This window comes from Alteromonas sp. MmMcT2-5 (assembly GCF_022348315.1).
GTDB classification, from domain to species: Bacteria; Pseudomonadota; Gammaproteobacteria; order Enterobacterales; family Alteromonadaceae; genus Alteromonas; species Alteromonas macleodii.
This window is the reverse complement of the sequence record NZ_JAKRFB010000006.1, coordinates 1-14,406: the sequence shown is the minus strand read 5'-3', so window position 1 is coordinate 14,406 and position 14,406 is coordinate 1. Positions and strand designations below refer to the sequence as shown.

Genomic DNA, 14,406 nt, shown 5'->3' with positions numbered 1-14,406 from the left:
CTTTGAAATAAGGAAGTGTTATGAAGTTTGTGACAAAGTTTACTGTTCTGTTAGCCGTATTAATGTTGGCTGCAGGGTGTGTTACGCAACGAGGTATGGATTCTGGCGAAAGCGTTCCTTCTCAACCTAAGAGCGAGGAAGCCACGCCAACTGAAAGCACAGAGCAAGAAGATGTGGTGCAAGATGGCGACAGCGTAAATGATGGAACCACGAAAGGCGAATCGACTAAAGAGCCAGTTAGCAAGCCAGTTGCTCCACCAAAACCAAAAGTTGGCGTATGGGTTAGCGCTAAAACGTTTCCCACTCACACGCATATCGGTACCACTAAATTTAACAATTTTACGAAAGAATATAGCTACGACTGGCAATTGAACAACACGCTGTATAGCACATTCAAAAAAGCCATTGAGCAAAACAGTCGTTTCACTGCGGTGGATATCTCTTCTTTGGTTGACGATGCAGGCGCCCTTGATTTCGTGATGGGTGAAGGAAATAACGGGACGTTCAATGACAAACAAAACACGTTAAGAAAATCGTTGTTAGACAAAGGCATTGCCACTGTGATTATTGTTGAAGAAGCGCCGACGGTGGCTATTACCGAGTGCGGTACTTATGGATGTTCAGAGCATCAAAGCAAAGGGTTCGGACTGTTTACGCGTAGTTTTTTGGGTACCGATCACTATATTGCTTCGGCAAGCTTTAACGTTAGTATTGAGCGTTTAGACAAGCCAGTTGATATCTTAACGCTGCCAGTGTTTACCGAATTTCAAGATGATGCGCTAAAAAATGAGCGTGTTGAAGATTTCACACCGCCAGATAACTTTGATGAAATAACGGAACAAGAGTTAGCGCCAATTAAAAATACGATTGTTAACTACTTTGACCGCTTAGCGACAGCGGTTGGCAAGTATTTATCTGGTCAGTAAGCTTTTAATATACTGAAACAAAAAACGGGCACTTAAATAAGTGCCCGTTTTGTTATGTGGCTCACTTCATCTATTGATGAAGGCATCGATATATAATTACGCGTTTTCTTTATGCGCCAAAAACTCTTCGTAGTTTCCATCGAAGTGATTCAGTTTCTTGTCTTTAATTTCGATGATTTGCGTCGCCAGTGACGAAACGAATTCACGGTCGTGACTAACAAAAATAACAGTGCCATCAAACTTGTATAGCGCATTGTTCAAGGCTTCAATCGACTCCATGTCCATGTGGTTAGTGGGTTCATCCATTACCAATACGTTGATGTCTTGAAGCATTAGCTTTCCAAACAGCAAACGGTTTTTCTCACCACCAGAACATACCTGCACGCGTTTGTTGAAGTCGTCAGACGTAAATAGCAAACGTCCTAACATACCTTTTATTTGCAGGTCATCGTGTTTGGGGCTACGCCATTGGCTCATCCACTCAAACATAGTGATATCTTCGGCAAAGTATTTAGCGTTATCCTGCGGAATGTAACCAATCGCAGCGTTTTCAGCCCACTTATAGCTACCTGCGGTAGGTTCAATGTCATTAACCAAACACTTCAAAAGCGTGGTTTTGCCGGCCCCGTTCTCACCAATGATCGCCAAGCGCTGACCTGCTTCTAATAGCAAGTTAGCATTGTCGAATAGCGGAAGATCTGGGTAGCTATGGCCTAGCTCTTCAAGAGTAATAGCAAGTCGGTGAAGTTTCTTATGTTGGTTAAACACAATATAAGGCTTACGACGGCTAGACGCTTTTACCTCAGCTAATTCAATTTTCTCAAGACGGCGGGCACGCGAGGTGGCTTGTTTCGCTTTCGATGCGTTGGCAGAGAATCGCGCTACGAAGCTCTGTAGCTCTTCAATTTCCGCTGACTTCTTAGCATTCTCTGCATGAAGCTGTTCTTGAACGAGCATGGCAGCTTGAATGTAGTCGTCGTAGTTACCCGGATAAACGCGCAGCTCACCATAGTCGATATCGGCCATGTGCGTGCATACAGAGTTTAGAAAGTGTCTGTCGTGCGAAATAATAAGCATGGTCGATTTACGTTTGTTCAGCTCTTCAGCTAGCCAACTGATGGTGTAGATATCCAAGTTGTTGGTTGGTTCGTCTAGAAGCAGAATGTCAGGCTCGGCAAATAACGCCTGCGCCAAAAGCACACGTACTTTTTTACCGGGCGCGACTTCTTTCATAAGACCAAAATGATAGCTTTCGTCGATGCCTGCAGAGTTTAAGATATCGCCAGCGCGTGCTTCAGCAGTGTAACCATCCATCTCGGCAAATTGGGTTTCCAAGTCCGCCACGCGCATGCCATCTTCTTCGCTCATTTCAGCCTTGCTGTAAATGGCGTCGCGCTCTTGTTTAACTTCCCATAGTTCACGGTCACCCATGATAACGGTATCGACTACGCTAAACTCTTCAAACGCAAACTGGTCCTGACTCAAGATACCTAGCTTTGTACCTGGCGCCATAGAAACGTTGCCCGACGATGGAGTAAGTTTACCGCTTAGAATTTTCATAAAGGTAGACTTGCCACAACCGTTTGCACCAATTAGGCCGTATCGGTTGCCGTTGCCGAATTTTGCGGAAATATTTTCAAATAATGGCTTAGAGCCAAACTGCATTGTGATATTTGCGGTGGTAATCAAAACAGGTATCCAGGGGTAAAACGATGAGAAGAGATAGTAGTGAAAGCGGTTGTCACTTCACTAATATATAAAAGCGCGCGCACTATAAGGAATTGAGGGCTACATGTCGAGGGAATTTTGAACAGTTTTTGCGCTGATGTGCTTTTTATCCAAACGCTAAAGAAAGTATTAACCCCGATGCTGTCTTTTATAGCGTGTTTTTGTCAAAAATTGCAGCTGAAACTTAATTCCGTATAGTATGAGGCGTGAAATAGGCGTTGCGAAACACCCGCTCATTCCACAGATTGACTCTTATTGTTTGTTGCTCTTTTTAAATTAGCGGCAAGCAAATAATTCCAGCATAAAGAAAATATTACATAAAAGTCAGCGCGCGGTGATGCATCAATGCAGAATTAACGAACAAAGCTTTGATCAGCATTTTTAGTATAAAGGTTACTTAAATCTTTATTTTAAAGAGAAAAAATGGAATCTTGTCTATTATGAAAAAAAGGCATTTTTAGTTGGTCTTAATCTTGCTGTGCCTATCTACTGAAAATAAACCGCAGAGCGCAAATGCGTCTGCTGAATCAGTGCGAAGTTTTATTTCACTCTAGTTTATCGTGAGTTAGGTAACGCAAAAGAAGAATAAAACTGGGCATTTTAAAGAGGGAAACATCATGAAATTTTTGAAAAAAATTGCGATTGGTTGCTTTTCGGCAACGGTTTTAATGTCAGGCAGCGTACATGCAGAAGCAATTAGCTCAGATTCCGTAATGCAAACTCAAGCCGCTTACTACAATAAGCAGCAGCTAATTGACATGGTTAATCGTGCAGACGTGCAGAGTAAATTGGTTAGCTTAGGTGTAGATAGCAACCAGGCTATCGCCAGAATCAACGGCATGACCGACAGCGAAATTGCCCAATTAAATGATGAAATTAATCAAGCGCCAGCGGGTGGTGTTGTGGGCGCAGTGCTTACAGTACTTGCTATTATCGCAATTTTGGACCTAATTGGTGTAACTGACGTTTACCCATTTATTCGTCCAGTGAACAGCTAATTGAATGATCAATTCAGTTAAAAAGGCCTGCGCGTTAGCAGGCCTTTCGCTTCTATTTTTGCTTTCAGGCTGTCAGTCCACACCTCAAGCTGACAAGCTGCGGCAAGAGGGACTTGCCTCTTTACCTGAATCTCACACTATTCAATCTGTTCCGTTTTTTTCCCAAGAACAGTTTTATTGCGGGCCTACCACACTATCTGAAGTGTTTGGTTACTATGGTGAAAGCACCTCTCCAAATGACATTGCGCCTAAGTTATTCATTCCCAGTAAAGAAGGGAGTTTACAACTCGAAATGGTGAGCGCTACCCGACAATTTGGTTTCTTGCCATATACTGAGCGAGGCACGTTAACGTCAATTATGTCGTTAGTTAAAGACGATATCCCAGTGATTGTTTTTCAAAATTTGTCCATCCAGTTATTACCCCAATGGCACTACGCTGTTGTTATTGGGTTCGATAGTGATAAGGGGACGGTTACTTTACATACCGGCCTTACGCCTAATCACGAAATGTCGCTTGAGCTTTTTGAAAGAACGTGGGGAAGAGGAAATTACTGGTATTTGGCACCCGTTCCTCCTAATGTAACCTCGCCTGAGATGACACCGTTCACTTATGTAAGTGCGGCTTACGACATGCTTAAAGTGGGAGATAAAGCGCGTTCATTGGCGTTTTTGAAAACCGCGTCGCATACATGGCCAACGTACTGGTTAAGTTATTTCTTGGTTGCCAATTATTACTTAGAGCAAAACGACAGCCAAGCTGTGGCTTGGTTTAAGAAAGGCTATGAAGTAGGGCAGAACCAACATGTTTATGTTCACAACTACGTATTAGCTTTACGCGAAAACAACATGCCCGAGAAGGCAAATATAATTCTAAAACAGGGGCTTGAACGCTTTCCCGATAACGAAGCGCTGTTAACATTGGCTGAAAAATAAACCTCAACTTTAAGAGTATTCGCATTTACGTAAACGGAGTAGTCACCGCTCGACTCTGTGACGCGTTTAATGAAAAAAGTGCGGAAGACTACAGCGATCGTCTTTTTAAACTAGTCATAGGACTGAATCAACGACCCTTTTCCCTTGTGGCAGATATTAGCCAAGTTGAAGGTGCAACTCCTGAGGCCTGGTTTGTACAATGGACTTTGTAATACGAGCAAACAATTGGTGCACCTTTTGCCTCTTCTTTCTCGTACTAAGGTGTAGCTTAAAATAAAAAGTGCCTACTTATATATGCAGGAGCCCCGTCAGCCGTGGACAGCACTCAACTTCTTGAAAACCAGCAGGCAATAGCAATAGCCGGATTAGTAGGCGTTGTTATTGTGCTCTTCATTGTTAAACGACTTATTTTGGTGCGTTTGAAAGCTAAAGCGCGTTCAGAAAACAGCAGTATGTCTGATATCTATCGCGTGCTTGTGCTGTCGTTAAATGCCCCACTTAATTTGCTTATCTGGGTTATTTTCCTGCTGTTGGTTAAAAGTATTGTTTCAGTATTTCAGATAGAAGATGAAGGGGCGATTAAAGCGCTAACCATTGTTATCGAAGCTGGCCTCATCATTACTTTATTTCTCTTCTTCGAGCGTTTTGTCACTTACTCGTTGAGCCGTTATCGCGACCAGTCAACCATAGTTAAAAATACTAGCGCAATTGCTGGTGGAGCAGTTAGAGCGCTTTTTGCTGTATTAGCAATTTTGATTATATTAAGCACCATGGGGGTGTCGGTAACACCCATTGTTGCATCGTTAGGCATTACTTCGCTCGCAGTAGCACTAGCGCTACAGCCAACGCTTGAAAACTTCTTCTCGGGTATTCAGTTGGTAATGGATAAACCCATTCGTATAGGCGATTTCATCGAGCTGGATTCTGGAGAACAAGGTTTTGTTGAGAAAATAGGATGGCGCTCAACGTGGGTTAGAATGCTACCTAACAACATCGTGATCATGCCTAACAGTAAGTTGTCTAATTCAAAGTTGATTAACTACTACTACCCTGAACGCGAACTGTCGGTGCCTGTTGAAGTTGGCGTGCATTATAGCTCTGATTTAGAGCATGTTGAAAACGTATGTTTAGAGGTTGCCAATACAATTCTAGAGCAGCACGAGTTTGGTGTTGAAACTTATCAACCTTTTGTTCTGTTTCACACTTTCGACAATTCTAGTATCAACTTAACAGTAATGCTGAGAACCCGTGAGTACTTCAATCGCTTCTTCATAAAGAGCGCCTTCATAAAAATGCTTAAAAAGCGTTTTGATGAAGAAGGGATTGTCATTCCATTTCCAATTACTGCGCTCAATCTTGAGCAGGAAGGAGCAGCTAACCTGCCGACAGCGCCCGAACACATTAAGCCAAAAGGCTAAAGAGACTGGTTTGCGTAGCTCAATAAAAAAGCCACGTTGTGTAACGTGGCTTTGTTGCGAGTACGTTAACCCATCAAAGGTGTTAGAAGGTGTAACGTGCAGATACGCCTAGAAGGTCAACATCATCAGCGATAACGTAAGTCGCACCGAAAGAGAATTGCGGTGTAAAGAAATAGTCTGCGCCAATTTCAAAAGCTGTTTCGTCGTCTTCAATGTCGATATAGCGGATAGCACCGCGAAGCTCAAATTGCTCTGACAGCATTGAACGAATACCGGCAGTAATGCCATAGCCATTGTCGTCTTCACCCGAAATAGAGTCTAGTTCGACATCGATATTTACATATTCGTAAGTAACTTCACCAAAGAAGTCAGTATTCTGAGTTAGACCATATCTATAGCCGACACCTGCAGACGCGTAGTCCAAATCAATATCAACACCAGATACATCTTCACCTAACTGACCATAACGACCTGTCAGGTATACATTTTCGTTAAGTGATTTGAAGCCTTGAATTTGAAAACCGCTAGGCTCGAAGTCGCCTGCGTCTTCAATATCTGCTTGTACGTATCCAGCTTTAACAAAGTCATATGAAGGCGAAGCTGCGAAAGCATTTAAAGAAAGCGCGCCAAAGATACTGGCGAGAATGGTACGTTTCATTGTTTTTAATATCCTTTTAACAATAATTACTCCCAACCACTTCGGGAGCCTCATCATTATGGGGATGGATTTTAGAAATCAAATGGGCAACACGACTCGATTTTCACTATTCGACACCTTAAGTGTTGTATGTTTTATCATTACAACGGCATTGCTATACAACATCGCGATTACCAAAATGGACCTGACCAAGGCGACTATTTTTAGCAATCTCATTCCTGTTTATACCATTGGATTTGCTTTTTGGTTGCTGGATGAGAGCCTGACAAGTAGTCAGTTGATGGCGTGTGGTTTAATTTTGTCTGGTGTGGTGCTGGGGCAATCTCGTCGTCGTAAAGCACCATTAAACGCTGCTCAAGAGGCTGTTGAATAGCCGGCGTAAAATGAAAAAGCGGCCGTGTTTTCCACGACCGCTTTTGGCAAGCTTTGTTAATTCAATGAATTAAAAACTCACAGTCACACCAGCCCAAAAGTTTCTGGCCTTGTCCTTAACGTTATAGTCGTCAGTAAAGTTCACTTCACTGGTCACGCCTCGGCCTGTGAGATATTCAAATTGGCCATCGCCATTGAGATCGTCATAGGTCACAGAGTAAGTGGTAAAGTCTCTATCGAGTAAGTTGTTTACTCGTAAATTTACGACTACGTATTCATTGAGTTGCCAGCGAGCACCTAAATGCAGCATGGTGTAACTTTTAAAATAGAGCTCGCGATCTAACGTAGAGTCGTAGCCACGGTATCTATCTGAACGAACCTCTGCTTGCAGATAAACATTCAAGTCGGCGTTAATATCCCAAGTAAGGTTGGCATTGGCCATGTGCTCTGCGGTATTGGTAAGTGGTAGGCCAATTTGAGAGCCGCTCTTTTGCTCGCTGTCAGTCCACGTATAGTTGGCATACAGCGACCAATCTTCAGTAATGCCATACCGGCCCGCAATTTCCACACCTTGCAGTTCTACTTTGTCGATATTGATGTTTTGGCTATAGGTGTCATAACCCAACTCATCATATTCCCCTAAGTTTACGCAAGGGCGAACGCCACCGGTTGTCGCACAACTTTGTACCGTATCACCACGTGCGATCTTGTCGTCAAAATCAGTTTTGAAGTAGGTAATATTGAAACTGTGGGCATCGCGACTCCAATACAGCGCGATCTCTGAGTTAACACTCGTTTCAGGCGTGAGCTCAGGGTTACCTGCAAATGGGCTGGTACCTTGACCACCGAAACCGGTAATGCCATCGTATAAATCGGTAGTTTCTGGTGTTTTATAACCCGTACTAACACCGCCTTTCACTGTCCAATAATCTGAAATATTGTAAACCGCGTAGATACGAGGGGAAGTCTGGCTACCGAATACATCGTGATTGTCATAACGGAAACCAGCGGTCACTGTCATATCGTCGATGAAACTCCAGTTATCTTCAAGGAACAATGAGTACATCTTTTGTTCCTGCACTGCGCCAGGCGAGCCAGACTCCAGACCGAACACACCGTCTTTTAACTCACCGTCAATAACTTGTGTACCCAATACCAAGTTGTGATCGCCCACAACGTCCTGAATAGGGATATCTAAACGCAAATCAAACGTATATTGTTGACTTTCGAGTGGGCGAGCAGGGCGAGGTAAGAAAGTATCTTCAGCGAGGTCGCGACGCGCCTCTTCAGTTATGCCCTCATAATCGCCTGTACCATCGTACATTTGTTGCAGCAATTGACGTTCTGACACGCTAAGCGGCAAAGTACGTCCATTGTTTTGGGTGTCGACAAAAGACAGTGAGGCGGCAAGGGTACCAAAGTCCCATTTTCCATCATAAGTTAAGGCCCACCATTCACGGTCAAACTCTTGTTCAGCCGCATAGCCAGCACGTGGATTCACTTGGCCTCGACGACTCTGCCAGATACTTTCAATGCTATCGCGAGTACCCAGTGGGTAAATGATTTCGCCAGTTTCAAGGTTGAATTCTGGCGTATTGTCATACTCTTGGTGTGAGTTGTCGTAGTCGAAGCCAAATTCATGACCTTCTGCTGCGGTATAGTTTAAGCTGAATCCATAGTGTTCGCTGTTATTGTCAACGGTGCGGCCGCCACCGCCAAAGCCCAGCGATCGTATGTGCTCTACACCATTGGGATCAATCGCTGGTGCCAACTGTGGTGTTGACGCTTGTTGTTCGTATAAACTTCCACGAATGCCCAAGCTCAATACGTTATCAATCAGCGGGCCTGTTACCGAAAAGTCAGTGGTGATGTCGTTGCCGAAGTCGTTGTTAGTTTGCAGGCTGCGCCCGAAGGTAATATTACCGCCCCATTCGCTGCGATGTTTTTTGGTAATGACATTGATAACACCGCCGAGTGCGTCAGCGCCATACAAAGTAGAAGCTGGCCCGCGAATGACTTCGATTCGCTCAATGGTATCCAGTGGCGGCATGTGATTAAAGGCGTTACCACCGAAGTTGTTGGGGTAAATGTCACCATGGTTATTTTGGCGACGACCATCTATGAGTAGCAGGGTATATTCACCCGTTAGGCCACGCATACTGACGCTGCCTTGCCCTGTTTTGTCTCGCGTTGTACCTATATCAATCCCTTCCTGAAATTGCACCGCGTCCAAAAGAGAAGTAAACGAACGCGCTTTGAGGTCTTCTGCTGTAATCACTGAAATACTGGCAGGAGCCTGAGTCAATTTTTGTTCGTATCCAGTGGCTGTCACAACTACGTGTTCGATGTTATCGGAGTCTGGAATTGCATTGGCAGAAACCATAGATACCATGCCTATATTAACGACGATGGCTAGAGTTGAATGGCGCATTCTCATTGAGATGTCCCTGTGTGAGTGTGTTTTATATTAGTGTTTTAAATCGGCGTACATAATAACTTTTGTAAAGATTATGTCAACGCTAATGAGAATGGTTTGCATTATAAGATGAAAAATGTTAGCGATATTTGATAGCACTACCTGAAAGGCAACCGTTAGCTAGGGCCCTAATAACAGTTAATTATATTTTTTCAATGATCTAGCGGTTCCTATTAATTGCTCCCGGCAGCCTGCCAAAGTGACTTTATCTCAAGCTAGAAATAAACATCAAAGCTACCCGTCGTAACGACCCTAGCTGAGGCTAACGAGCCAATCGGGGCGTAGGCGGGCCAGCTAACGACCTCGAAACCCGACTGAATAAGACCAGTCGTAATTCCTCACGTCCCTCCTTTTCTAATGGTACAGGTATGTCCTCCTTTTAACCGGCTGCAAAGGCTTCGGGTCGAAAGCGCGGTGCGCAATCTGGTCACAAAGGCAGTAAACGCATGTTCGCTGGTAGTATTGACATACACGCCAATAGGCAAAATAGTCAACCTACCAGAACTTTGATCCAGCGCAAAGCTTAAAGTACACCACCCAGTATACATTAGCTATTAACCTTGGCGCTTTCGCCACTTTTCACCTTTATTGATAAACCACAGGGAGCGTCACTGTGAAAAAAACGCCGTTTATTCTATCCATTATGTTCGTTGTGTTTTTAATTGTGGTTTTTAGTACTGTTTTCAGTGGCCCTGAAAATGTCGATGTGGTGTCAGGGAATGGCCGCATTGAAGCTACTGAAATTGGCATTTCTGCAAAAGTAGCAGGGCGTGTAGAAGAGATTTATGTCAGCGAAGGTGACAGAGTAACGGCGGGCGATGTGGTCGCCAAACTTGATACCACCACCATTAATAGCCAGCTTCAGCAGGCCAAGGCACAGCACCAGCAAGCCAAAAGTGCGGTAGAAGCTGCAAATATGGCTGTTGCACAGCGCCAAAGTGAAAAGTCAGCGCTTGAAGCCGCGCTGCTGCAAACTAAAGCCGAGCTAAAAGCAGCTGAAGCTCATGCTGCCCGTACTAATGAATTGGCAAAAACGGGCGCAGTGTCTAAACAATTAGCAGAAGATAACCTTACCAATGTTGAAAGCGCAAAGGCGGCGGTAAATGCAGCTAAGGCTCGTTTGACAGCGGCTGACGCCACCATTGAAGCTTCACGCGCGCAATACTACTCGGCACAAGCAGCGGTCAGCGCTGCCAATGCCACTATTGCGCAAATCCAATCTGAAATTAACGATATGGTGTTAAAAGCACCTCGTAATGGGCGTATTCAATACCGCGTAGTAGAGCCTGGCGAAGTTGTTGGTGCAGGTGGGCGTGTACTTAGTTTGGTCGACCTAACAAACGTATACATGACATTCTTTTTGCCTGCCTCGCAGGTGGGCAAGCTTACTATGGGCGGCGAAGCCCTTATTGTGCTAGATGCCGCGCCCGACATCGCTATTCCGGCCACCATTTCTTACGTTGCCGACGTAGCGCAATTTACTCCTAAGTCGGTTGAAACCCAAAGTGAGCGAGAAAAACTTATGTTCAGGGTTAAAGCGCAAATTCCTGAAAACTTATTAAAGCAGCACATTGAAAAAGTGAAAACAGGGTTGCCGGGTGAAGTATGGGTTAAGCTAAACGATACCGCTGAATGGCCTAGCGACCTACCTGAGCTTGTCGACTAATGGGCAACATTATTGAATGCAATTCGCTAACGGTTCGCTACAAAAGCACCACAGCTATTCACAATCTTGCGCTTTCTATTCCAGCGGGCCTAACGGTAGGTGTAATTGGCCCTGATGGAGTGGGCAAATCTACGTTGCTGTCGCTTATAGCTGGTGAGCGAGTTATGCAAAAGGGGCAGTTGCAGGTTCTTGGTGGCGATATGCGTGATGAAAAACACCGCGCCGCGATATGTTCTGATATTGCATACATGCCACAAGGCTTAGGCAAAAACTTATATCCCACGCTGTCTGTAGAAGAAAACTTACAGTTTTTTGCCAAACTTTTTGGGCACAATCGTGCTCAGCGTCGTGCACGAATAGATATCCTTACCAAACGAACCGGACTTTATCCATTTTTATCGCGCCCAGCTGGCAAGTTGTCGGGTGGTATGAAGCAAAAACTGGGGTTATGCTGTGCCCTAATACACGATCCCCGCTTGCTTATTTTAGATGAACCCACTACAGGGGTAGACCCCCTTGCCCGAAGTCAATTTTGGTCACTTATTAAAGATATACGGAAAACACAGCCAAATATTACCGTATTGGTAGCGACTGCCTATATGGATGAAGCCCAACAGTTCGATCATCTATTAGCGTTAAATGCAGGTGAGATAATGGCGAGCGGCTCACCGAGGTCACTGCTTAGTGAAACACAAACCAGTAATTTAGAAGCGGCATTTATTGCGCTTTTGCCGGCAGACGCAAAGCATGAACATCGCAGCGTAGTTGTGCAGCCTTATAAGGCTAGTGAGCATATGCAAACCGCGATTGAAGCTAAAAACCTTACTATGAAGTTCGGCGATTTTACGGCAGTAAATAACGTTAGCTTCACGATTGGTAAAGGAGAGATTTTCGGGTTTTTAGGGTCGAACGGCTGTGGTAAGTCTACCACCATGAAAATGCTTACTGGCCTGCTGCCGCAAACCTCTGGCGAGGCATGGTTGCTGGGCAGCCCTCTTGTTGCTAACGATATTAACACCCGCTACCGCGTAGGTTATATGTCGCAAAGCTTTTCTTTGTATACCGAATTAACCGTTCGGCAAAACCTTACGCTTCATGCCAAACTCTTCAAAGTAGCAAGCAGCGTATTAAATTCCCGCGTTGACGAAATGCTTAACCGCTTTGCATTAAGTCATCACCAACACAGCTTGCCCAACGACCTTCCTTTGGGTATTCGCCAGCGTCTGTCTTTGGCTGTGGCCATGGTGCATAGACCTGAAGTGTTAATACTCGATGAACCCACTTCTGGCGTCGATCCAGTTGCCCGAGATAACTTTTGGCAGTTACTTATTTCTCTGGCGCGAAAAGACGGCGTAACCATTTTTATCTCTACGCACTTTATGAACGAGGCAGTACGCTGCGATAGAATTTCCCTAATGCATGCAGGCGAAGTGCTGGTAACCGATACACCGCAGGCCATAAAAGCGTCTAAATCTGCAGATACGTTAGAGCAAGCGTTTATCGATTATTTAGTTGAGGCGCAAACGCCTGAGAACCAAACACAAAACACAGAGCAAAGCGCACCAGAAGGTGTTAGCGCAGATAAAGCCACGCCACCGAATAAACGAGCAAAAGGCTTACGGCGATTGTTAAGCTACGCCTCGCGTGAAACCCTTGAGCTTATCCGCGATCCCATTCGCTTAACCATGTCGTTCTTAGGCAGCATGGTGTTAATGGTAGTTATTGGCTATGGCATCACTATGGATGTCGACGACTTAAGCTATGCGGTATTCGACCGCGATCAAACTTCCACTAGTCTTAACTATCGCAATGCGTTATCGGGTTCGCGCTATTTCAATGAACAGCCAGTTATTACCAGTTATGCCGATATGGACAGGCGAATGAAAAGCGGAGAACTTTCATTGGCTGTGGAAATTCCTCCCGAATTTAGCCAAAAACTGCATAAAGGCGAACAAGTGGAAATAGGGGCATGGATTGATGGGGCTATGCCTTCAAGAGCCGAAACTATACAGGGCTATGTAACAGGTATTCACCTGAAATGGCTTTTGCAGCAAGCCTCACAAGCTAGCCAAGTGCAGTCGACCAGTAGTATTAATGTTGAGTCACGCTATTTGTATAACCCAGATGTTCGCAGCTTGGTGGCCATTGTACCTGCGGTAATGCCCATGTTGCTGTTGATGATACCTGCGCTTTTAACGTCGTTGGCGGTGGTGCGCGAAAAAGAGCTGGGTTCGATAATCAACTTATATGTTACGCCAGTTACACGCATAGAGTTTTTGTTGGGTAAGCAACTTCCTTATATCGCTACCTCGTTTGTTAGCTTCTTGCTGTTGGTTGCAATGGCGGTGTGGCTATTCAATATCCCACTGAAGGGGGATGTGATAGTGCTATGCCTTATAACGTTGTTATTCGTTACTTTTTCCACTAGCTTTGGTTTGTTGGCATCGGTTTTTACTAATAGTCAAATTGCCGCTATTTTGCTTACTACTATTGGCACTATGGTACCTGCCATACAGTTTGCGGGCATGATAACACCGGTTTCTGCATTAGAAGGGGCGGGGCGCGTAATAGGAGAGCTTCACCCTATTAGTTATTTTTTAACTGCTAGCAGGGGAATATTTAGCAAAGGTTTAGGTTTTGAAACCCTTGATTTTGCTGTGTTTGCCATAGCTATTTCTATACCAATTACACTGTGGCTTGCCACTGTTTTGTTACGCAAGCAGGAGCGCTGAACCGTGGATATTAAAAATCTAGGCCAGCTAGGTGTAAAAGAACTTTGGAGCTTATGGCGCGACCCAGCCATGCTTATTCTTATTTTTTATGTGTTTACGGTAAACATATACACGGCGGCCACTGCGGTACCTGAACCTTTGCACAACGCGCCCATTGCCTTTGTCGATCACGACAATTCGCAGATGTCTAAGCGTATAATAGATGCCTTTTACCCCCCTTATTTTTTAACGCCAGATATTATTGAAAGTAATGAGGCCGACACGTATTTAGACACGGGTAAGTACACCTTTGTTGTGACCATTCCCCCTGAATTTGAAAAAGATATTATGGCCGGGCTGCAGCCCGATGTTCAGGTAAACGTTGATGCAACACGTATTAGCCAGGCGTTTACTGGTAATGGTGCGTATTCCGATTTACTTGAACACCCATTCCGGTTTTATTTGAACACCTCAGATCAACGCATCGTTGGCTAGTCGATTTTTACCTTAAGTGTTCAA

At 44.6% G+C, this 14,406-nt stretch carries 11 protein-coding genes and 1 pseudogene; 9 read left to right on the top strand and 3 right to left on the bottom strand.

The genetic code is table 11. The features are described 5' to 3' along the window. The first annotated feature begins 20 nt into the window (after positions 1-20). The gene (locus MHN09_RS05115) at positions 21-926 is read left to right on the top strand and encodes a hypothetical protein (protein ID WP_239239454.1); all 906 of its coding nucleotides are present in this window, start codon (positions 21-23) and stop codon (positions 924-926) included. 96 nt (positions 927-1,022) lie between these two features. Here MHN09_RS05115 and MHN09_RS05110 read toward each other — a convergent pair whose 3' ends face one another. Then, a complete protein-coding gene (locus MHN09_RS05110) occupies positions 1,023-2,615 on the bottom strand; it encodes an ABC-F family ATPase (protein WP_014951404.1) in 1,593 nt (530 codons plus the stop codon). A gap of 656 nt (positions 2,616-3,271) precedes the next feature. Between MHN09_RS05110 and MHN09_RS05105 the strand changes: the two genes are divergently transcribed. The 3 genes from MHN09_RS05105 to MHN09_RS05095 all read left to right on the top strand — a co-directional run bounded on the left by MHN09_RS05105 (position 3,272) and on the right by MHN09_RS05095 (position 6,004). Beyond that, positions 3,272-3,652, top strand: coding sequence for a PA2779 family protein (locus MHN09_RS05105; RefSeq protein ID WP_239239451.1), 381 nt, complete (start codon positions 3,272-3,274; stop codon positions 3,650-3,652). A gap of 4 nt (positions 3,653-3,656) precedes the next feature. Continuing rightward, on the top strand, positions 3,657-4,586 hold the full coding sequence (locus MHN09_RS05100) for a PA2778 family cysteine peptidase (RefSeq protein WP_049585930.1): 930 nt from the start codon (positions 3,657-3,659) through the stop codon (positions 4,584-4,586). A 314-nt stretch (positions 4,587-4,900) separates the two neighbouring features. Next, positions 4,901-6,004 carry a mechanosensitive ion channel family protein gene (locus MHN09_RS05095; RefSeq protein WP_061094348.1) on the top strand — a complete coding sequence of 368 codons (1,104 nt, stop codon included), beginning with the start codon at positions 4,901-4,903 and terminating at the stop codon, positions 6,002-6,004. An 82-nt stretch (positions 6,005-6,086) separates the two neighbouring features. On the opposite strand, the gene MHN09_RS05090 is transcribed toward MHN09_RS05095, so the two are convergent. Further along, complete coding sequence (locus tag MHN09_RS05090; protein ID WP_049585932.1) at positions 6,087-6,662, bottom strand: outer membrane beta-barrel protein; 576 nt, start codon at positions 6,660-6,662, stop codon at positions 6,087-6,089. Between MHN09_RS05090 and MHN09_RS05085 the strand changes: the two genes are divergently transcribed. Next, complete coding sequence (locus tag MHN09_RS05085) at positions 6,649-7,035, top strand: DMT family transporter (RefSeq protein ID WP_168462645.1); 387 nt, start codon at positions 6,649-6,651, stop codon at positions 7,033-7,035. The two genes, MHN09_RS05090 and MHN09_RS05085, sit on opposite strands and share 14 nt — an antisense overlap. Positions 7,036-7,104: 69 nt before the next feature. Here the strand turns inward: MHN09_RS05085 and MHN09_RS05080 are convergent, their stop codons facing one another. Continuing rightward, a complete protein-coding gene (locus tag MHN09_RS05080) occupies positions 7,105-9,426 on the bottom strand; it encodes a TonB-dependent receptor (RefSeq protein WP_230962272.1) in 2,322 nt (773 codons plus the stop codon). A gap of 312 nt (positions 9,427-9,738) precedes the next feature. On the opposite strand from MHN09_RS05080, the pseudogene MHN09_RS05075 reads away from it, so the two are divergent. From MHN09_RS05075 to MHN09_RS05060, 4 genes and pseudogenes are all read left to right on the top strand, one after another. Further along, a pseudogene (locus tag MHN09_RS05075) lies at positions 9,739-9,977 on the top strand (DUF6444 domain-containing protein); the annotation flags it as partial. A 146-nt stretch (positions 9,978-10,123) separates the two neighbouring features. After that, a complete protein-coding gene (locus MHN09_RS05070) occupies positions 10,124-11,176 on the top strand; it encodes an HlyD family efflux transporter periplasmic adaptor subunit (protein WP_053103809.1) in 1,053 nt (350 codons plus the stop codon). Then, entirely contained in the window at positions 11,176-13,908 is a 2,733-nt protein-coding gene (gene rbbA, locus MHN09_RS05065; protein WP_239239448.1) for a ribosome-associated ATPase/putative transporter RbbA, read from the top strand. The genes MHN09_RS05070 and rbbA overlap by 1 nt, the downstream gene beginning before the upstream one ends. 3 nt (positions 13,909-13,911) lie before the next feature. Further along, entirely contained in the window at positions 13,912-14,382 is a 471-nt protein-coding gene (locus MHN09_RS05060) for an ABC transporter permease (protein WP_239239445.1), read from the top strand. Positions 14,383-14,406 lie beyond the last annotated feature (24 nt).